The 19,551-nt window shown below is 50.8% G+C and carries 14 protein-coding genes; 8 read left to right on the forward strand and 6 right to left on the reverse strand.

The genetic code is table 11. The features are described 5' to 3' along the window. The first annotated feature begins 469 nt into the window (after positions 1-469). Positions 470-1,363, forward strand: coding sequence for a hypothetical protein (locus tag VB712_RS15765; RefSeq protein ID WP_323256422.1), 894 nt, complete (start codon positions 470-472; stop codon positions 1,361-1,363). A 178-nt stretch (positions 1,364-1,541) separates the two neighbouring features. On the opposite strand, the gene VB712_RS15770 is transcribed toward VB712_RS15765, so the two are convergent. The 4 genes from VB712_RS15770 to VB712_RS15785 all read right to left on the reverse strand — a co-directional run bounded on the left by VB712_RS15770 (position 1,542) and on the right by VB712_RS15785 (position 6,802). After that, on the reverse strand, positions 1,542-2,801 hold the full coding sequence (locus VB712_RS15770) for a hypothetical protein (RefSeq protein ID WP_323256424.1): 1,260 nt from the start codon (positions 2,799-2,801) through the stop codon (positions 1,542-1,544). A 3-nt stretch (positions 2,802-2,804) separates the two neighbouring features. After that, positions 2,805-4,364 (reverse strand): rhomboid family intramembrane serine protease, encoded by a 1,560-nt coding sequence (locus VB712_RS15775; protein WP_323256426.1) that lies wholly within the window; start codon positions 4,362-4,364, stop codon positions 2,805-2,807. Positions 4,365-4,448: 84 nt separating this feature from the next. Continuing rightward, positions 4,449-5,750, reverse strand: coding sequence for a sensor histidine kinase (locus tag VB712_RS15780; RefSeq protein WP_323256428.1), 1,302 nt, complete (start codon positions 5,748-5,750; stop codon positions 4,449-4,451). A 110-nt stretch (positions 5,751-5,860) separates the two neighbouring features. Beyond that, a complete protein-coding gene (locus VB712_RS15785; protein ID WP_323256430.1) occupies positions 5,861-6,802 on the reverse strand; it encodes a serine hydrolase in 942 nt (313 codons plus the stop codon). Between the two features lie 15 nt (positions 6,803-6,817). On the opposite strand from VB712_RS15785, the gene VB712_RS15790 reads away from it, so the two are divergent. After that, entirely contained in the window at positions 6,818-7,543 is a 726-nt protein-coding gene (locus VB712_RS15790; protein ID WP_323256432.1) for a C40 family peptidase, read from the forward strand. Here the strand turns inward: VB712_RS15790 and serS are convergent. Continuing rightward, positions 7,498-8,799: a serine--tRNA ligase gene (gene serS, locus VB712_RS15795; RefSeq protein WP_323256434.1), complete on the reverse strand. Its 1,302-nt coding sequence runs from the start codon at positions 8,797-8,799 to the stop codon at positions 7,498-7,500. The two genes, VB712_RS15790 and serS, sit on opposite strands and share 46 nt — an antisense overlap. Before the next feature lie 186 nt (positions 8,800-8,985). On the opposite strand from serS, the gene VB712_RS15800 reads away from it, so the two are divergent. The 6 genes from VB712_RS15800 to VB712_RS15825 all read left to right on the forward strand — a co-directional run bounded on the left by VB712_RS15800 (position 8,986) and on the right by VB712_RS15825 (position 18,602). Further along, entirely contained in the window at positions 8,986-12,375 is a 3,390-nt protein-coding gene (locus VB712_RS15800) for a response regulator (RefSeq protein ID WP_323256436.1), read from the forward strand. Positions 12,376-12,571: 196 nt separating this feature from the next. Continuing rightward, positions 12,572-15,295 carry a hybrid sensor histidine kinase/response regulator gene (locus tag VB712_RS15805; RefSeq protein WP_323256438.1) on the forward strand — a complete coding sequence of 908 codons (2,724 nt, stop codon included), beginning with the start codon at positions 12,572-12,574 and terminating at the stop codon, positions 15,293-15,295. A 349-nt stretch (positions 15,296-15,644) separates the two neighbouring features. Further along, complete coding sequence (locus VB712_RS15810) at positions 15,645-16,562, forward strand: TIGR01777 family oxidoreductase (protein ID WP_323256440.1); 918 nt, start codon at positions 15,645-15,647, stop codon at positions 16,560-16,562. A gap of 96 nt (positions 16,563-16,658) precedes the next feature. Further along, positions 16,659-16,865, forward strand: a complete 207-nt coding sequence (locus VB712_RS15815) for a glycogen debranching protein (protein WP_323256442.1) — start codon at positions 16,659-16,661, stop codon at positions 16,863-16,865. 4 nt (positions 16,866-16,869) lie between these two features. Beyond that, positions 16,870-18,015, forward strand: coding sequence for an esterase-like activity of phytase family protein (locus tag VB712_RS15820; protein ID WP_323256443.1), 1,146 nt, complete (start codon positions 16,870-16,872; stop codon positions 18,013-18,015). Continuing rightward, positions 18,012-18,602, forward strand: coding sequence for a chromophore lyase CpcT/CpeT (locus VB712_RS15825; RefSeq protein WP_323256445.1), 591 nt, complete (start codon positions 18,012-18,014; stop codon positions 18,600-18,602). The genes VB712_RS15820 and VB712_RS15825 overlap by 4 nt, the downstream gene beginning before the upstream one ends. A 159-nt stretch (positions 18,603-18,761) precedes the next feature. Here VB712_RS15825 and VB712_RS15830 read toward each other — a convergent pair whose 3' ends face one another. Next, positions 18,762-19,019, reverse strand: a complete 258-nt coding sequence (locus VB712_RS15830; RefSeq protein WP_323256447.1) for a DUF6761 family protein — start codon at positions 19,017-19,019, stop codon at positions 18,762-18,764. Positions 19,020-19,551: the final 532 nt, after the last annotated feature.

Consider the following 19,551-nt stretch of genomic DNA (forward strand, 5'->3'; position numbering starts at 1 on the left):
ATATGACTTTTGTACCCCAATATCCCTAACACCTCTTCCCGCTTCGCACTGGCGTAGGCACTGTCGGCCCAAATCTCATCCGACTCATTGTCGATATCTAACACATGGGCAAACATCTGGGAGTCATCTACCGAGGCATCCGTCACGGCATGAACACGAATGAACTTATACTTGGCATCAATAAGGACTCCCCAAAGATATTCCACGGGATGAGTGTATCGAGTACAATCAGTCTGTCCATTGACGTTTCGAGGTTTTTCGGCGGCGCTTGATTCGACCAAATCCTTTTGCCATGAGCTTTTTTCCCTGAGTCTTCCTCCTCTAACCTCTCACATTTTTCCCTGGGGGCTCAGTTTTTTCTTTTTTTCGATATGCCCTTTAGCTGATCACCTTAAACGTTGAAAACCCAGAAAGATCCATTATTAAACCCTTCAATCTTCAATCAATGTACTTATTCTTTTTCTTTGCCTTGTTTCTATTTTCTCTACCTTGGGTGGTGATCGCTTTCACCCTCGCCACCCTTATTTTACCCGGCTTACAAATTTCATTCCCCGCCATCCTCCTTTTGAGTTTAGTGATCTTGGCAATCCAAACCGTAATCACCGCCGGGATACTACCAATTCTCCCTAAATTAGTCCTCCTTCGGGTGTTAAATTTGCTTGATACAAGTCATGGCTGGCTGGCAAAACTTCAAAAGTTTGGGCAAAGTTGGCTGACCTGGTTCGTGACAAACTTGATCGGTTATGGCATCATTTGGGGTTTACTGTGGTTAGCCCAATCCTTCCTGCCCGGCGTAAAAATATCCGATCCTTTAACGCTTTTTGCCACGGCGTTGATCGTCTTTTATTTCCCTCAAGCGGCTCAAAAAGAGTTTGGCGAACCATTAAAAACGCTGCCGGTAAATAGGCGATCGCTCCTTACCGTATTGGTGAGCATCATCACCTTTCCGCTCATTCCTTGGATGATTGCCACATTGGGTAGCATCATTCCCCACAGTGGTTTAATGATTACTCCATTATTAGCAGCAGTGACCTATGGAATTTTCAAAACCATGTGGGCTGTCTGGGCATCCATCCTCAAGCAAATTCAACTCAGTTGGGCGGGTATATTTCCCCATATCCCTAACATGAAAATTTTCTTGGAGAGTTTACCCCCATCCCTTGAATATCCCTGTATCGTGATTCTTTTAATCGCCACCCTAGCCATCAATATTGTTTTTGGGTGGTTATCCACAAGAATTGTACCGGGCATTTCGATCCGTTATCCCTATGGTTTAGTCACATTTGCTCTTGCTGGCTTTGTTGGTGCATTGCTCCAAGGCATAATCCTAATGCCCTTCAGGAGTGAAGCAAAAGAAGATTAGGCAGCATGGTGTGGCAAAATTACAGGTTGTTCGATATTTACCTAATACCAATTCTCCCAAGTCAAGCGACAGAACAAAGGGCTTAAGCCCTCTCCCTGAATCACTTTATGTGTAGTTCCCATTTAGACCATTGGTATTAGCTCAACAGTCGTAAAATGTAAAAGTGAGATGCACCCCCTTAATTTCCCTCAAATTGCTCCTGAATCACTAACTCCATGGCCTCCTCAAAATAGCCCTCCCGATGACCCAACTCTAACGCCACCTCTCGGCCCGATCGCAGGGCGTTGAGGGCGGCGGTATAGTTGCCTTGGCGACGGTGCAATTGGGCGATGCGATCATAGGTTTCCATGACGGCGTAGCGGTCGTAGGCATATTGGGCGGCTTTGATGCGCTCTTGATAGAGATTGATCGCCTCATCGATTTGACCATAATCGCTGTAAAGGGCGGCTAAGGCATCGAGGGCATCCCCCGCGTAGGCGTATTGCTGGGCAGCCCAAGCGAGGGTAAAGGCTTGTTGGTAGAGTTCGCTGGCCTGTTCCCCATTTCCTAGGGCGAGGTAATTGGCGGCCATCGCCATCCGCAGGGGGGCTAATTGTTCTAAACGTTGCTTTTCTCCATAGGCGAGAAAAAGGCTTTCACGGGTGGCGATCGCCTCTTCCCATTGTTCCGTTTCATCATAAAGATGGGCTAATTCTGCTAGATAATTTTGAATATTATCGAGATCAAATTGCGATCGCGCCACCCCTAACAATTCCTGATACACCTCAATGGCCCGATCAAATTGAAACCAACCCTGATGTAAGGCCGCCACCGTTTTTAACAGGGCGGTGCGTTGATTGAGGGCATTAGCGGGTAAAGCGGCCAACTGTGCTTCATACATGGCGATGGCGTTGGGATAAAGGCGCACCTGGGCATAGGCCACACCCAAGGCCCGGATCAGGGCTAAATCTTCCCCATGGGCGGCTTCAATGGCTTCTAACCGGCTGGAAATCGCCGCCACATCTTTACTGCGGCTTTCTTCCCAGGCTATCCCCCCCACCCGCGCTAAAGCCTCCACTTCGGCCAGGGGCCCCAACAACCGCCGGAGCCGCAATTCCCGAAACCACAATTCATAGGCCAATTCTCGCTGATCCCCATCAAAGGCGGCTTGGGCCTCGGTGGCTAAATCCACCAGATCCCGCGCCAGTTGGGCCTGTTCCGCCGGTTCTAGGGGGGGTAAGGGGGTGGGCCGTCGGGGTGGGGTTGCTTGGCGGAGGCGATCAGGGAGGAGGGGATCGGTGTGGGGGGGGATATCGAGGGGGTTGAGGTAATCTTCGGCGGCGCGGGGACGGCGTTGGGCCAAGGTTAGGGGCGGTTCAGGGAGGGGGGCCGCTGGTACGGGGAGGGCAATGCCGAGGAGGGAGAGCACCAAAATAGTGCGAATGATTGGGTAGGCCATGGTTTAATCCTGCGATCGCATCAATAATAAACTTCCCAAGGTAAACCCCCAAATCAGGCCCAAACCATGGGCCAAACCGCTCACCTCCGGAATGAAGAAATCGACGGTGAGTTGCAGCACAATGATTCCGAGGAACATTTTTAACCGTTGGGCAGCGATCGCACTCCCCTCCCCCCACCAACCCCGGAGCAAAATCGCCACAATCGCCCCCAACAGCCCCATAATTGCCGCCGATGCCCCCACCAAGCGCACCTGTTCATCCCCCGTCACAAAGGCCAGGGCTGTATAAACGAGCATCGCCCCCACCCCCGACCCCAAATAGAGCCAGCCATAGCGCCATCGCCCCAAATGAAACTCCACAAACGGCCCCAACAAATACAAACCCAACAGATTCACCGCCAAATGGAGCCAACCATAATGGAGGAAATTCGCCGCCAACAGTCGCCACCATTCCCCAAAGCGTACCGCCACCGGAATTAATGCGCCGAGGCGATCAAGTGTGGCGGGGTCTTGGCTTCCCCCCTGGTGGATTTGGAGGGCAAAATAGGCGAGATTGAGGGCGACGAAGCCGTAGGTGATCCAAGGGGGGCGAGAGGGGATCAACGTTAGCCCCTGGCCATAGCGGATTTCCTGCTTAATTTCCCGGTGGAGACGTTGGAGCACCAGGGAGGCGGCGGGGGTGAGGCAGGTTGCGGGGTTAACGGGGGGATGGGCCAATCGCCAGGCGATCGCCTCATCTAATCCCCCCGCTGGGTGCTGGGCTTGGAGGGCCTTAAAACCGGCAACCACCTGAGGCGAAGGCTGGGCAACGCCTTGGGCCGTCAATCGCCAAAAGGCTTGGGTGTCCCGGCCATAATGGCCCTGTTGGAGGAGGAGATGAACGGCTCCGGTTTGGCCACAGAAGGCCAACACCAACAGCCGCGCCAAATTTAACGACACCATCCCCCCCCGCTGCAAATCTCGTTCATACTGTTGCAGGCCAAAAACGAGGCGATTAAGATCGCCGGTTTCCCCCAAGGCCCGGAGATAATCGGTGATCAGGGGAGGGTCTTGGCGCAACTCTGGATTCGTGACATGGGTTTCGAGCCATTGCAACAGTTCCGGCCAGGCGGCGGCGCGGCGGAGGCGAAACACCGTCGCATTGTGGGCAAGGCGGGGGTGCAGGTGTTGCCAAGCGGGGGGAATTTGCCCCTGTTGGCCCATTTCCAAGGCTTTTAAAATTTGGGGTTGCTCAAACCAGCCATCAATGGGATGGAGCCAGCGCAAAACCAGCGTCCAGCGGCGGGCGGCCCCGTAGCGTTCTTGGCTAATCAGTTGATTGACATGGGCAAACCCGAAGAGAGGAATGAGCAAAAAGAGCAACCATAAACTACCGCCAATCAACCCAGCCCAAGCGGGGAACAGATAACTGAAGATTAAGGTTAGCCCTAAAATAGCCGTTGCCACCCAGGCCCAGCCTCGGCTCTGGGGCGAGGGATGGGCTGACGCGGCTCGCATGGCTCGGAACACAAAGGTAACGCAGGACAGGCACACCGTCCAAAACAGCAGTTGATTGAGATCCATCTTCTGTTCCAAAAACCGAGCTTGTCTAGGTAGGCAGATTGCGGTTCAAGATTGCCTTCACCCGGAACTGTGATTAACATCCTATCAAGATTTTTCGGCAGGTTCAGGGTCGATGGGGGTTAAGTTGCTTGGGAGGGTTAGCTTGAATTGGCTGCCTTGGCCCGGTGCGGAGGTGACGGCAATTGTGCCGTTATGGGTGGCGGTGATGACTTGATAACAAATGGGTAGGCCCAGACCTGTGCCTTGGCCGATGGGTTTGGTGGAGAAAAAGGGGTTAAACAGTTGGGCTTGGGTTTCGGTATCCATGCCCATGCCATTATCGGCAATGGTGATGGTGAGGGAGTCGGGGGTGACGGCGGTGGTGATGGTAATTTGGCCGGGGGGGGTGGGAACGGTGGTTAACCGTTGGCGAATGGTGTCAATGGCGTTGGCGAAGAGATTAAAAAAGACCTGGTTGAGTTGGGCGGGGTAGCAATAAATGGGGGGGAGGGGTTGATATTGGCGGGTGATGGTGATGGGGGGCTGGTCTTCGGGTTCGAGGCGCGATCGCAGGACGGCGATCGCACTTTCTAACCCTTCTTCGAGGTTGGCTTTTTTGCAACCGGCTTCATCTAATCGGGAGAAGTTCCGCAACCCCACAACAATGTTACGAATGCGATCCGCCCCGGTTTTCATGGAGGTCATGATTTTGGCGAGGTCTTCGGTGAGGAAGTCGAGGTCGAGGTCTTCGAGTTGATGGGCGATCGCCTCTTTCGGTTGCGGATATTCCCGTTGATAGAGGGCGATTAAATCGAGGAGATCTTGAACATAATCCATGGCGGGGGTAATATTGCCATAAATGAAGCTGATGGGGTTATTAATTTCATGGGCAATGCCCGCCACCAACTGCCCCAAGGCGGTCATTTTTTCACTTTGAATCAGTTGAACTTGAGTGGTTTTAAGTTGTTCGAGGGTTGCTTCGAGTTCGTGGTTCCGTTCGTGAACTTGTTTTTGCAGATGATTAATCGTTAACTGATTGGCAATACGGGCGAGCACCTCTTCCAATTGAAAGGGCTTACTAATATAATCATTGCCCCCCACTTGAAAGGCTCTAACTTTATCTTGAATATCATCTAAAGCACTGAGAAAAATCACCGGCACATTTTGAGTCACAGGATCTTTCTTCAAGGTTCTACACACCTGATAGCCATCCATATCCGGCATATTAATATCCAGCAGAATCAGATCCGGCGTGATCGTTTGGGCCGCCCTTAGGGCAATTTTGCCACTAATTGCCGGCCGCACACTATAGCCTTCTTCGGTTAAAATTGATGACAAAAAGCGAATATTATCTGGAGTATCATCAACCACTAAAATATCCGCTTTCATCGAGGGAGATATGTTCATGGAGCTGTGGTGTACATAAACGGCAAACAAACTGGCGATCGCTACTGTATCACTATCTTTTTGGGTTTAGGAAAAGATAATTCCCGCCACCCTGCTCAGATTCCCATCCCTTAGGGGGTTAAATCCGCCATTTTTTGTAAAACCAAATGGGAAAGGGTGGGTAAAATTTCCCGGTTTTGGCTGTTGAGGCGGCCTTCGGTGAATACCACTAATAGATAGGGCTGGGCATAGGGGACTTCAATATAGGCGGCATCGTGGCGGACGCGGGAAGTCCAGCCCGCTTTAGACCAGAGTTTGGCTTGACTGGGCAGGCCTTCCCCTAAGAACCCCATCACTTGATTTTCTTCCCCTGGCGGTAGCTCTACGGGTTGGAGCGATCGCCTCAGGAGTTGCATCATTGTTTTAGAGCGATCGCGGGATACCGCTACCCCCCCGATAATGCCATGGAGGAGACGGGCGATCGCATCGGTGGTCAGCATATTGCGGTTTTCCAACGCCTCCCCCAAAAACTGCCTTTCCCGCCCATAGGGGCCATCCCCCCAAGGCTTTTGGTTGAGGTTCACCCCCTGCAACTCCTGCCAACCGAGGGCTTGATAATAGCGGTTGACGATGTTGCGCTGGTGCGCCCAGGTTTGGAACAGTTGGGGGGGCAATTCTGGGCCGCTGGTGGTGCCACTGAGGACATCCAAAACGAGGCTAGTGGCATCATTGCTAGAATCGCGGATCATGTCTGCAATGGCGCGATCGAGTTCGGGGGAACCCTGCACCATTTCCGTTTCTAGCCATTCATGGATCGCCACTAAGTAGAATAATTTCACCACACTCGCCGGATAAATCCGCTCTACACCCCGATAACTAAAGCCCCGCACGGGATATTGCCAAAACTCCGCCGCTGAGATCGCGCCGCCGGTATTGACAATCACCGGGTCGTCATAGACGATCCAGGTCAGCGCAATTTGATTGCGGGCCAGTCCTGGAAACTTAGCCCATACCGCTTCTAACAGGTTGTGACCCTGTTGCTCTAGGGTCGGGTCTTTTTGAAAAAACAGCATGAAATTGTTTGAATGATGCCAACTTCTTCCCATTTTCCCCCCTCTCCCTCTGGGGAGTACCGTTGCCTCGAAAATCTTAACCTCTATACCGCTGAAGCCTGTCAGGGTTTGGCCACTCAGGCCGCAGCGGGGCGACAGTTGCGCCTGCTCATGTTCACTGAACAGTCGGTACAGGTGCAACTGTGCGAGGATGACTATATTGCTTGGTTAGCCGTGAGGGATGCGGGAAAACTCACGCCAGCGGTGCAACGTTATCAAACTGAGCGATTGGAGCGGGGGGAAATTGTTGAGCGGATTGAGGGGGCGATCGCCTTCACCCAAGCCGCCATGACCCAACCCCATTGCTACCTCTGGGGGGGAACGGTGGCCCCCGATTACGACTGTTCCGGTTTGATCCAAGCCGCTTTTGCCTCAGTAGGGGTATGGTTGCCGAGGGATTCCTATCAGCAGGCGGCCTTTACCGATCCCCTTGAGGATCCCGATCTGCAACGGGGGGATCTGATTTTTTTCCAAGAACCCGGCAAGCTGAGAGTTTCCCATGTCGCCATCTATCTGGGCGAAGGCCAATACCTCCACAGTTCCGGCGTAGATCTGGGCCGCAATGGCATCGGCATCGACCCCTATCACCCCGATGGTAGCGACATCGGGGCGCGTTACTATCCCCTGCGCCACAGCAACGGCCGGATCAGCCGCAGCTATTGCCCTGGGGATGGTTGGGAAATCGATTCCCGGCCAAAATAGGGTTGGAGGGCGGCGGGGATTTTCACCGTGCCATCGGGCTGTTGATAGTTTTCCAATAATGCCGCCATCGTGCGCCCCACCGCCAACCCGGAACCATTGAGGGTGTGAACAAAATCTGTCCCCTTTTGTCCTTGGGTTTTAAAGCGAATGCTCCCCCGTCGGGCTTGAAAATCGGTGCAGTTGGAGCAACTGGAAATTTCCCGGTAGGTATTGGCAGAAGGCATCCACACCTCCACATCAAAACAGCGGCTCGCACTAAACCCCAGATCCCCGGTGCAAAGTTCTAACACGCGGTAGGGGAGTTCGAGGGCTTCTAAAATGGCGGTGGCGTTCCCTAGCATTGTTTCCAGTTCCGCCTCGGAGGTGTCGGGATGAACGAGTTTAACCATTTCCACTTTGTTGAATTGGTGGAGGCGGATCAGTCCCCGCGTATCTTTGCCATAGCTCCCGGCTTCGCGGCGGAAACAGGGGGTATAGGCACAGTGGTAAATGGGTAGTTCGTTGCTATCGAGAACTTCATCCCGATAGAGGTTGGTGAGGGGGACTTCGGCGGTGGGGGTGAGCCAGAGGTCATCTTCGGCACAGCGAAAGCTTTCTTCGGCAAATTTGGGCAGTTGGCCGGTACTGGTGAGGCTGGTACTGTTGATCAGCATCGGAGGCATGACTTCGAGATAACCGGCGGCGGTTTGGCGATCGAGCATGAAGCTAATTAAGGCCCGTTCGAGGGCGGCCCCCGCGCCGATCAGGTTGACAAAACGGCTCTGGGCCACTTTCACCGCCCGTTTAAATTCTAAAATGCCCAAACTCTCCCCGATTTCCCAATGGGGGCGGGGGTTTTCCCATTGCGGTTTTAAATCATCACCCCAGCGGGCCACTTCGAGGTTTTCGGTTTCGTTGGCTCCGATGGGGGTCTGGTTGCTCGGCAGGTTGGGCAGAGAAAGTAAAATCGTTTCAATTTCCGCCTTGATCGCTTTTTCTTGGGGATCCAGTTTGGCTAGTTCGGCCTTAATCGCAGTCCCTTCGGTTTTGATCTGCTCAATTTCGGGGCCTTTCGGGTCTACACCGCTCTGGATTTTTTCCTTAATCCGTTTGGCGGTGGTGTTGCCCTGGGCTTGGAGGTTGGTGCGGGTGGTTTGCAGATCGCGCTGTTGTTGATCCAACTGGAGGAGGGCGGCGATCGCATAGTCCCCGCTGCGACGACTGAGGCGGTCTTGGACAAAATCCGGGTTTTCGCGAATCTGTTTGAGGTCGAGCATGGTTATCGGGAGCTTTAAGCTCTCTCATTTTAGCGGGCGATCGCCCTCCCCATTCCTTAACATTTTTCGCGTACTTTAGCTCCCTAGTCTTGTCTGATGCCCATAGAATAGAAAAGTAGAGAATCATCATGAGACAGGTAATCATGATGGCATGAGTGACTTTGATCGCCATCTTATCCAGGCCCGATGCACAGAAAAATTCCGCTGCACTTGATCTTAACGCTGCAATTTGTCCTCCAGGTTTTGGGAATTGTGGGATTGGTGGGATATTTTTCCTATCGCAGTGGTTCCGCTGCGATAGGGGACATTGCCCATCGCTTAATGACAGAAACGGGCGATCGCATTGTTGATAATTTTAACCATTACCTGAAAATTCCCTATCAGATCAACGAAAATAGTGTCAAAGAATTAAGGTCTGGTAAAATCAGTCCAAATGATCTCGATGAACTCCACCGCTATTTAATTTTAACCAAACAAAAATATCCCGAAGTCAGCACTTTATTATGGGGCAGCCCACAGGGAAATTTTTTATACGTTCATCTCATCACTCCCACGGAAATCCGGATTGGTTCCCCGACAATCCCGACTGACCTCCCGTTTTTAGGAGCGGGACATTCTGATCCACAAGATCCCACGCGCTTCCATAGTTACAGAATTACGCCAGCGGGGGAATTGGGAGAATACCGACAAACCGTAGAGAACATACCCGTACAGCAACGCCCCTGGTATCGTCAAGCCATCCAAGCGGGCCAACCCGCTTGGAGCCAACCATTTCAATTGGGAGTCACGAATCAACTCACGATTAATGCCGCTGCTCCCGTTTACGATCAGCAGCAAAATTTACTGGGGGTTTTTGGTGTAAATATTACCCTTGAACGTCTTGACAAATTTTTAGCGACGCTCTCGATCAGTGAACACAGTGAAATTTTTATTATTGAACGCAATGGCTTGATGATTGCCAATTCTATGGGGGAAGACTCTTTTACAATTTCTTTACCTGTTGCTGAAGGCAATGCAAACCCAGATCGGGGGAAATTTGAGCGGCGATCTGTCTTAGAGAGCGATCGCCCCATGCTCCGAGAAGCAGCCCAAGTTCTCCAGCAAAAATTGGGGAACTTTGCCGACATTCAAACCCCTCAAAATTTGACCGTAACACTGACAGATCCGAAGTTAGTCGAAACCTTAGGTAAATCTTACTATTTGCGCGTCATTCCCTATCAAGATCCCTATGGCTTAGATTGGCTGATTATTGCCGTTGTCCCCGCGTCGGATTTTATGAGGAATATCTATGCCAATGTGCAACGCACCCTCCTCCTCTGTGGATTTGCCCTGATCCTTTCGATTACGAGCAGTCTGTGGTTGGCGCGGCGGATTGTGCGATCGCTCTCTCGCCTCACCCAAGCGAGCCAAAACTTCATGACCCAAAAGCAGGATCAAGACATTCAACCCACTCGCATTGCAGAACTGGAAACCCTCTCCCAATCTTTTCAGGCCATGATGGTTGCCATCCAAGAAGCCGAAGTTCTCCGCCAAAACTATACCCAAGATTTAGAAAAGCAGGTGGCGCTGAAAACTATTGCCCTCACTGAAGCCCAGAGACTTGCCCATACCGGGAACTGGGAAGTCAATCTCAGGGATAACAGCGTCACCTGGTCAGACGAAGTTTATCGCATTCACGAAGCAGAAGATTATCCCCGCACATCACGGCCAGACCAGGAGATCCTGAAAATTCATCCCCAGGATCAAGAGCATTATCAACGTCATGTCATGGATCGAGTTCACTCAAACCAACCCTTTGATACGGATGTCAAAATTATTACCCATAAAGGCAATATTCGGTTTCTCCATATTCAAGGCCAGCCGATTTATGATCATACTGGTAAAGTCGTCAAATTTATCGGCACAACAACGGATATTACCGCTCGTAAACAAACGGAGCAGGCTCTAATTGAAGCAAAGGAAGCAGCGGAAGCCGCGAACCAAGCGAAAAGCATTTTCTTAGCCAATATGAGCCATGAACTGCGCACGCCTTTAAATGCGATTTTGGGCTATCCCACCCTTTTACTCAATAGTGAAAATCTTTCTGCGGAAGATCGCAGTTATGTGCAAACCATTGAACGCAGCGGTGAATATTTACTGTCACTGATTAACCAAATTTTAGATCTCTCGAAAATTGAAGCGGGGCGCATGGTGTTGAACATGGGCAAGCTTCAGCTTTATACCTTGCTGGCTGATCTGCAAACGATGCTGGAACCCCAAGCCCAAGCCAAAGGATTATCTTTGCAAATTAACAAATCCGCTGATCTTCCCAACTTGATTCAAACCGATGGCGTGAAGTTACAACAGGTGTTAATTAATCTCCTCAATAATGCGATTAAATTTACCCAAACAGGTAGCGTCAGCTTAACCATTGAAACCCTGGTTAAACAACAGACAAATGGGGGATCATCCCAGCAGCTACAATTTACAATTACTGATACAGGGGTAGGGATTGCCCCGGCAGAACTGGATAGTTTATTTGAAGCTTTTGTACAAACGGAAAGCGGTCGCAATAGTCATGTCGGGACGGGGTTAGGGTTGGCGATTAGTCAGAAGTTTGTGGCATTGATGGGAGGTGAGTTAAAGGTTGCCAGTACGGTGGGGCAAGGGACAACATTTATGTTTGATTTGGCATGGCAAGATTTACAAGAGCAGCCCCATCGTCAGGGTGACTCAGCCGTCATGGGTTGGCAATTAGCTACCGGAGAGCCATCCTACCGGATTTTGGTGGTGGATGATGTGGCAGAAAATCGAGAAATTTTACTCAAACTGTTAGAAAAGTGGGGCTTGATGGTGTTTGAAGCGCGGGATGGGGAAGAGGCGATCGCCCAAGTTCACCAACATCACCCCGATCTCATTTTTATGGATATTAAAATGCCCAAACTCAACGGCATTGAAGCGATTCAACGGCTTCATCAAGAAGCCTCAGACTCCATACCGAAAATGATTGCTTTTACCGCTAGTGCCTTTGAAGAGGATCGTCAAAATATTTTAGCGGCAGGCTGTGATGATTTTATTCGGAAACCGTTTCGACAACAGGATATTTTAAATTGTTTAACGGTTCATCTTCAGGCTCAGTTTATGCCAAGGGAATCGCTGGGTTTAGCGGCTGGGGTGGCTGTGCATCCTGAAAACCCCCAGGGGAATCAAAAGGAACAATCTCAACCGTTAAAAATTCTCGTTGCCGAAGATAATCTAGTCAATCAAAAGCTATTGTTCATTCATCTTGAAAAACTCGGCTATAAGGCTGATGTCGTTGCCAATGGTTTAGAGGTGCTTTATACCTTAGTTATGAATAGCTATGATGTGATTTTAATGGATATGGAAATGCCTGAAATGGATGGTATCACGACCACGGAAATGATCCGGCAAGATTTTCCGCCAGAGGTTCAGCCCTATATTATTGCGCTGACAGCCAATGATGATAGGGGCGATCGCCTCGCCTGTGAAGAGGCGGGGATGAACGACTATCTCACCAAACCCATTCAGCAGGAAAGATTAGGGACAGCCTTAGCCTCGGTTCCTCGGCGTTGCTGATCACTGGGGTTGTTGGGTCATGGGGGCGATCGCGCTGGCTCCTTTGGTCAGGGGGTTAAAGAGTTTTTCTAGTCCTGCTTGCGTAGCATAAAATGGGGTTGGGGGAGTTACTCCCGTTAGCCCTGTTCCGGCAATTGTAGCTGTTCAACCGATTAAAAAAGGGAAAGAATTGCAAGGTGTGATTAATATTACCCTCATGCTTAATGATATTAATCAGTTTCTCGATCAACTCAACCTTTCACCCCAAGGACAGGTCTTTATTATCGAGAAAACAGGGGAATTGGTAGCCACTTCTACATCAGAAGTTGTTGCACCGATTATCCGTGAGGGTAACGAGTATATTTTAACCCGTTTAGCTGCCACTGAGAGTAAAAATCTGTTAACGCAGAGGGTCGGGCAAGCGTTGCTGACGGAACAGCAAACCATACAGCCCGGTCAATCGCTGAATTTCCAATTTACGGCGGCTGTGCCTGATATTGAACATCAGGGTTGGTTGAAGCAAAAAGGCGATCGCCAACGCTATTTTGTCAACGTTACCCCCTACCAAAATGGCAAAGGCATCGATTGGCAGATTATTAGCGTTGTGCCTGAATCGGATTTTATGGCGGCCATTTATGCAAGCCTCCGCCGCACCCTTTTGTTCTGTGGCATTGCGCTGATTGTTTCGATTAGTAGTAGTCGTTGGATTTCCCGTCGGATCACGCGATCGCTCTCTCGCCTCACCATCGCTAGCCAAAATTTCATGACCAACAAACAGAATCCAGGGATTCAGCACACCCGCATTGCCGAACTGGAAACCCTATTCCAATCTTTTCAAGCGATGATGATTGCGCTTCAAGAAGCCGAAGTCCTGCGCCAAAACTATACCCGAGAGTTAGAGGAACAGGTTGCCCTCAAAACCATTGCCCTCACTGAAGCCCAAAAGGTTGCCCACATGGGCAGTTGGATATTTGATCCGAAAACTCAAACTGTTACTTGGTCAGAGGAACTTTATCACATCTATGAAGCCATCGATATGATGCCCACCCCTCGCCCCGACTTAACCGTTTGTCAACTGTATCTCCCCGATGAAGAGCATTATCAAAAATACGTCTTTGCCCCTTTTTTAGCAGGAGAACCTTTTGATACAGACTTACGGATTATCACGCAAAAAGGAAATCTCCGTTTTATTCATGCCCAAGGCCATCCCATTCGTAATCAAGCGGGAGAAGTGGAAAAGTTTGTGGGAACAATGACCGATATTACTAGCCGCAAACAGGTTGAAAAGGATTTAATTGAGGCAAAAGAGGCAGCGGAAGCCGCCAATCGAGCTAAAAGTATTTTCTTGGCGAATATGAGCCATGAACTACGCACGCCTTTAAATGCGATTTTAGGCTATCCAATGCTGTTATTGAGTAGTAATGATCTTTCGACGGAGGATCGCAGCTATATTAAAACTATTGAACGGAGTGGTGAATATTTACTTTCGTTGATTAACCAAATTTTAGATCTTTCTAAGATTGAAGCTGGGCGGATGATTTTGAATGTTGGTAAGCTTCAATTGCATCCTTTGCTTGAGGATTTAGAAACCATGCTTAAACCCCAAGCAGAAGCGAAAGGATTATCTTTGCAGATTCGCAAAGCTGCCGATCTTCCCAACTTAATTCAAACCGATGGGGTGAAGTTACAGCAGGTGTTGATTAATTTGCTGAATAATGCGATTAAGTTCACTCAAAGCGGTAGCGTTAGTTTACGGGTTGAACGGATTGTTAAAGAGTGGAGCGATGGTCAATCTTCCCAACGGCTACAATTTACAATTACGGATACGGGGGTGGGGATTGCCCAGGGAGAGATTGAGAATTTATTTGAAGCGTTTGTGCAAACGGAAAGCGGCCGCAATAGTAATGGGGGGACGGGTTTGGGGTTGGCGATTAGTCAGAAGTTTGTGGCGTTGATGGGGGGCAAGCTAGAGGTGAGGAGTGAGGTGGGGCAAGGAACAATGTTCACTTTTGATCTTGGCTGTGCAGATCTTGAAGTGCAACAAAATAACCTATTCTACTCGAAAAAAGTCCGCTGGCAGTTGGCGACAGGACAGCCCTCTTACCGAATTTTGGTGGTGGATGATGTGACAGAAAATCGAGAAATCTTAGTTAAGCTGTTGGAGCTTTGGGGTTTTACGGTTTTTGAGGCACGGGATGGAGAGGAGGCGATCGCCCAAGTTATCCAACATCATCCTGATTTAATTTTTATGGATATTAAAATGCCTAAATTAGATGGGATTGCAGCTATTGAATGTATTCGGAATCTGGGTTTAGATTCGCTGCCGAAAATAGTTGCTTTTACGGCTAGCGCTTTTGAGGAGGATCGTCAAAATATTTTAGCGGTTGGCTGTGATGATTTTATTCGCAAACCTTTTCAAACCCAAGAAGTTATCCATTGTTTAACTCGTCATCTTGATGCCCAGTGGATTCAGGCTGAATCTTGTCTGATTCCTTCTGGTTCTGGGGTTGATTTGGATCAAGCGGATCGCAATGATGTTCTGCCTGCGGGTCGGCCGTTGCGCATTTTGATTGCTGAGGATAATCCCGTCAATCAAAAGGTGCTGCTGATGCACCTTAAGCAATTGGGTTATAGTGCTGATGTGGTGGCTAATGGTTTGGAGGTGCTGTATACCTTGGCAACCCATACCTATGATGTGATTTTAATGGATATGCAAATGCCGGAGATGGATGGGATCACGGCAACCCAAATGATCCGCCAAGATTTCCCCCCATCGGTTCAGCCCTATATTATTGCGTTGACGGCTAATGACGATGGGGGCGATCGCCTTGCTTGTTTGGAAGCGGGGATGAATGCTTATTTAACGAAACCGATTAAGCAGGCTATCCTTGCTGAGGCTTTGTCCATTGTTTTTGATTCAACTGGAGAGAAAAGGTCATGAAACTATTTGTATCAATCAAGCGAAAACCGGAGGGCGAAAAATTTTTCGCCCCTACAGATTTACAAATTCGTAGGGGCGCAACCCTTGCACCTAAAAACCAAAGCGTAGGGTGCGTCAGACCGGATCAATCAACATTCCGCAGGTTGACAAATAATTAAAGAGGGGTAGAGCAATAACGCTCAACCAATAGTCCCAGCAGGTGCATGATCAGCCGTCGCTCCTCACTGAGATTACTAATCTGCCATTTCTCTCCCAACTTTACGAGGCGGCTCTGCCCCCCCCTGAACCCAAAGGCGAATCAGTTCCTTGGTATCATGGCCAGAACTGACGCGGATTTATAAAAAAGACTATGAAAATTGCCATTACCGGCGGGACAGGGTTTGTGGGGAGTCGTTTGGTGGAAAAATTGGCGGCGGCGGGCCATGAAATGATTGTGTTTAGTCGCGATCGCCTCAAAGCACAGCAGGTTTTCCCCCCCGATCGCTTCCCCACCGTCGAAATTGTCGAATATACCGCTAAATTTGCCGGCCCTTGGCAGCAAAAACTATCGGGCTGTGATGGAGTGGTGAATTTAGCCGGTGCGCCCATTGCCGATGAGCGATGGACGGCGGCTCGTAAACAGGAATTGCAATCAAGCCGCATCCAGGGGACAGCCCAACTCGTAGCAGGCATTGCCCAGGCTACTGTTAAACCCCAAGTGTTGATCAATGCCTCCGCCATTGGCTACTACGGCACCAGCGAAACTGCCCGGTTTACCGAAACCAGCCCCGCCGGCCGGGATTTCCTTGCCTCGATTTGTGTGGGGTGGGAGCGGGAAGCCCAAAAGGTGAAGGTTTCGGGGGTGCGGTTGGTGATTTTGCGTTTGGGGATTGTCTTGGGCAATGGGGGGGCGATCGCCCGCATGATCCCCCCCTTTAAGCTCTTTGCTGGCGGCCCCATTGGTTCGGGGAAACAGTGGTTTTCCTGGATTCATCGGGAGGATGTGGTGAATGTGATCCTTAAAGCCCTCGAAGATCCCCAAATGGCAGGGGTTTACAATGCCACCGCCCCCCATCCCCTACGCATGGGAGAATTTTGCCGGGTGATGGGGCAGGTGATGAATCGCCCCTCTTGGTTGCCCGTGCCGAATTTTGTCATTGATGCGCTGTTGGGGGATGGGGCGATCGTGGTTTTGGAAGGCCAGCAGGTGATCCCCCAAGGATTGTTAGATTTAGGGTTTGAGTATGAGTATGCTGAGGCGAAGGAGGCGATCGCCGAAATTGTTTAGGGATCCCCCCCTGCCCCCCCTTAACAAAGGGGGGTTCTGGAAATCTAACCCCCTTAAAAAAGGGGGTAGATTAGAACCATTATTATTTGCATAACCATGACCATTTGGATTAACGAGCAACTCGACCCCTCTGGGATGGTACACGCCTGCATTGCCTGCTGTGATCCACAGGCCGCCCAGGATTGCCATGATTCCTTTTTGAAGAACCTCACCCCCCAACAACAGGCCGACGGCTGGACAGCCCAAATGCGTACCGTTGAATCTTGGGACGATGTGCCGGTGAATTCCCTTAAACTCGCCTAAAGCCATGCGTTTTCTCCTCCTTTGCCTTTGTCTCCTCCTCACCGCCTGTAGCCCCAGCCTCGCCCAGGTGCGGCAATTTCTCCCCCTCAATATCGAATTTTTAGGGGCAATTCAACTCCCCTCCTTAGAATTTGCCGGGACAAGGGTCGGGGGCCTATCGGGGCTGACCTACGATCGCACCACTGGCCGCTTCTATGCCCTCTCCGATGACCGTAGCCAGCAGGCCCCCGCCCGTTTCTATACGCTGCGGTTAGATCCCCCTGAATCGGGGCAGGAACTCCCCTCAGGCATTGCGATCGAAGCGGTGACGTTGCTCAAAGATGCCCAAGGGCAACCCTTCCCCCCCGGTAGCCTTGACCCCGAAGACATCGCCCTCACCCCTCGCCATACCGTGATGATCAGCAGCGAGGGGGATATCAACCAAGGCATTGCTCCTTGGATTGGGGAATTTGACCTCACCACCGGCCAAGCCGTGAGCAATGTTCGTATTCCCGCCCGTTTCCTCCCCGCCACTCCCATCCGTGACCCCGACCCCCCCCACGGTATCCGCAATAATTTGGGTTTTGAGGCCTTGGCGGTACAGTGGACGGGCTTATCTGATCAAGACCCCTTTCGCCTCTTTACCGCCCCGGAATCCTACCTGAGCCAAGATCAGCGGCGCACCACCGAGGATCTACAGGAGCGGATTCGCCTGCTCCATTATGTGATTAACCCCATTGGCGATCCTGTCTTAGTCTCAGAAAACCTTTATTTATTAGAGCCGCCTTTACCGGGAACTGTGGCCCATGGTTTAAGCGCGATCGCCACCCTCGACACCGAAGGCTACTTCCTCAGCCTCGAACGCTCCCTTGGCCTCAGCGGCTACACCACCAAACTTTTCCAAATCGTGGCAGGCAATGCCACCGACACCTCCCGCATTGCCACCCTAGGGGGCGAACTCACCACCGTTCAACCCCTCCAAAAGCAATTGCTCCTCGATTTCACCACCCTCGGCATTCCCTTGGATAACCTTGAAGGGATGACCCTGGGGCCCCAGTTGGCCGATGGGAGTCAGATGCTTGTGGTGGTGAGTGATGATAATTTTAGGGAGGAGCAGGTGACACAATGCCTGTTTTTCCGGTTAACTAAAACTCAACCCTTTAGCCCATGACCCACTCCACAGATATCATCACCCTGGCCCGTTGGATGTCGGCAGACTTTAGCAATCAGGCGCAGGCCTATGAGAATCCGCCTTTTTATGCCCATATTCGCGTCTGTATGCGATCGCTTCCGGCCACGGGTTTAGAGGGAATCAGCTTAATTGTGGAGCAGGCCTATGACTATATGATTAATCGCCCCTATCGGTTACGGGTGCTGAATTTACAGGTGGTGGGGGATCATATTGAAATCGCCAATTATACCGTTAAGGAAGAAGCGGAATTTTATGGGGCGAGTCGGGAGCCGGAACGGTTGAAAACCTTGGGGGGCGATCGCCTCGATAAAATGCCCGGTTGTAACATGATTGTCCATTGGACGGGCCACAGTTTTAAAGGCAATGTGGAGCCGGGAAAAGCCTGTAAAGTGGTGCGCAAGGGTCAAGAAACCTATTTAGATAGCTCCTTTGAAATTGATCCCCAACAGTTCACCAGTTTAGATCGCGGTCGGGATCCCGTCACCGATGAACAGGTTTGGGGATCCGTCGCCGGGCCATTCCGGTTTGTGCGCTGGACAAATTTCGCCCATGAAATCCAAGGCTGATCCCCCCTAACCCTCCTGGCCCCAGTAGGGGCGAAAAATTTTTCGCCCCTCCGGATTTCGCCCCTCCGAGTTTCGCCCCTCCGGATTTCGCCCCTCCGGGTTTTAGCCGCCACAAAAAAAGCGGGCATTGTTGCCCGCGAGAGGATCAGGATGGGAGCGTTAACGCAAATAATCCGCTTCGGTTTGGGTTTGGGGCATCGCCAGTTCAAAATTAGAAGGATCACGGAGGAAGCGAGCCACTTCTGCCTCCAGGCGATGGATTAAATAGGGTTCGAGGGCGTTACTGTGGCGCAAACTGGCCAAGTAACCATCCATATAGATTTGGAGTTCACTGTAGCGATCGCCTCTCCGCCACAAATCCACCAAAGCATCAGTCAAACGCTGATAGTAACGAATACTGTGATTGTCAGTCAGCATGGTCTTCACCAGAACGCAATAAAAAGGGAGAAACGGGGCAGCAGGATTAAGTCGGGGTTGCGAAAAGACGATCGCAGATCAAGATCTCAGACAGGGGATCAAGGAATACCTCATCTCGACTGACGTAAAAATCGATCAACTGTTAAAGGGAGTTTATTATTTGTAATCCAAGTCTAGCCTATCCCACTAATGGAATGTTGCGTTAGGTTACAATTTTCCCACTGGCCCTGGGCGATCGCTTCCCGACATTCCCCAATCCCATCCTCAATCACCGGGCAGGATCCAGTTGAATCCCCCACCGTTCCAAGGTGATCCCTTGGAGTTCATCCAATTGGGTTAATGCGTTAAAATAATTAACCCTTTGGGCCAGTTCTCCATTGCGCACCGCTAACAGTTCCCGCTGGGCATCTTGGAGCCGAAAGGCATCTCCCTAGCCCGCCTGGATTAACGCCTCTTGGGCGGTGAGTTCTTGACTGGCTAACTCCACTTGGCGGCGGGCGAGTTGCAATTGCTCCCATTGCAGCCGGACTTG

The sequence above is a fragment of the Spirulina sp. CCNP1310 genome, assembly GCF_034932185.1.
In the GTDB taxonomy this organism is placed as follows: Bacteria; Cyanobacteriota; Cyanobacteriia; order Cyanobacteriales; family Spirulinaceae; genus Spirulina.

Coding starts and splice junctions, on each gene's coding strand:
- VB712_RS15825 (WP_323256445.1), top strand. CDS start 18,012: ATGACCCACTCCACAGATATCATCACCCTGGCCCGTTGGATGTCGGCA.
- VB712_RS15820 (WP_323256443.1), top strand. CDS start 16,870: ATGCGTTTTCTCCTCCTTTGCCTTTGTCTCCTCCTCACCGCCTGTAGC.
- VB712_RS15800 (WP_323256436.1), top strand. CDS start 8,986: ATGCACAGAAAAATTCCGCTGCACTTGATCTTAACGCTGCAATTTGTC.
- serS (WP_323256434.1), bottom strand. CDS start 8,799: ATGCTCGACCTCAAACAGATTCGCGAAAACCCGGATTTTGTCCAAGAC.
- VB712_RS15790 (WP_323256432.1), top strand. CDS start 6,818: ATGCCAACTTCTTCCCATTTTCCCCCCTCTCCCTCTGGGGAGTACCGT.
- VB712_RS15810 (WP_323256440.1), top strand. CDS start 15,645: ATGAAAATTGCCATTACCGGCGGGACAGGGTTTGTGGGGAGTCGTTTG.
- VB712_RS15830 (WP_323256447.1), bottom strand. CDS start 19,019: ATGCTGACTGACAATCACAGTATTCGTTACTATCAGCGTTTGACTGAT.
- VB712_RS15785 (WP_323256430.1), bottom strand. CDS start 6,802: ATGCTGTTTTTTCAAAAAGACCCGACCCTAGAGCAACAGGGTCACAAC.
- VB712_RS15775 (WP_323256426.1), bottom strand. CDS start 4,364: ATGGATCTCAATCAACTGCTGTTTTGGACGGTGTGCCTGTCCTGCGTT.
- VB712_RS15770 (WP_323256424.1), bottom strand. CDS start 2,801: ATGGCCTACCCAATCATTCGCACTATTTTGGTGCTCTCCCTCCTCGGC.
- VB712_RS15815 (WP_323256442.1), top strand. CDS start 16,659: ATGACCATTTGGATTAACGAGCAACTCGACCCCTCTGGGATGGTACAC.
- VB712_RS15780 (WP_323256428.1), bottom strand. CDS start 5,750: ATGAACATATCTCCCTCGATGAAAGCGGATATTTTAGTGGTTGATGAT.
- VB712_RS15805 (WP_323256438.1), top strand. CDS start 12,572: ATGCTTAATGATATTAATCAGTTTCTCGATCAACTCAACCTTTCACCC.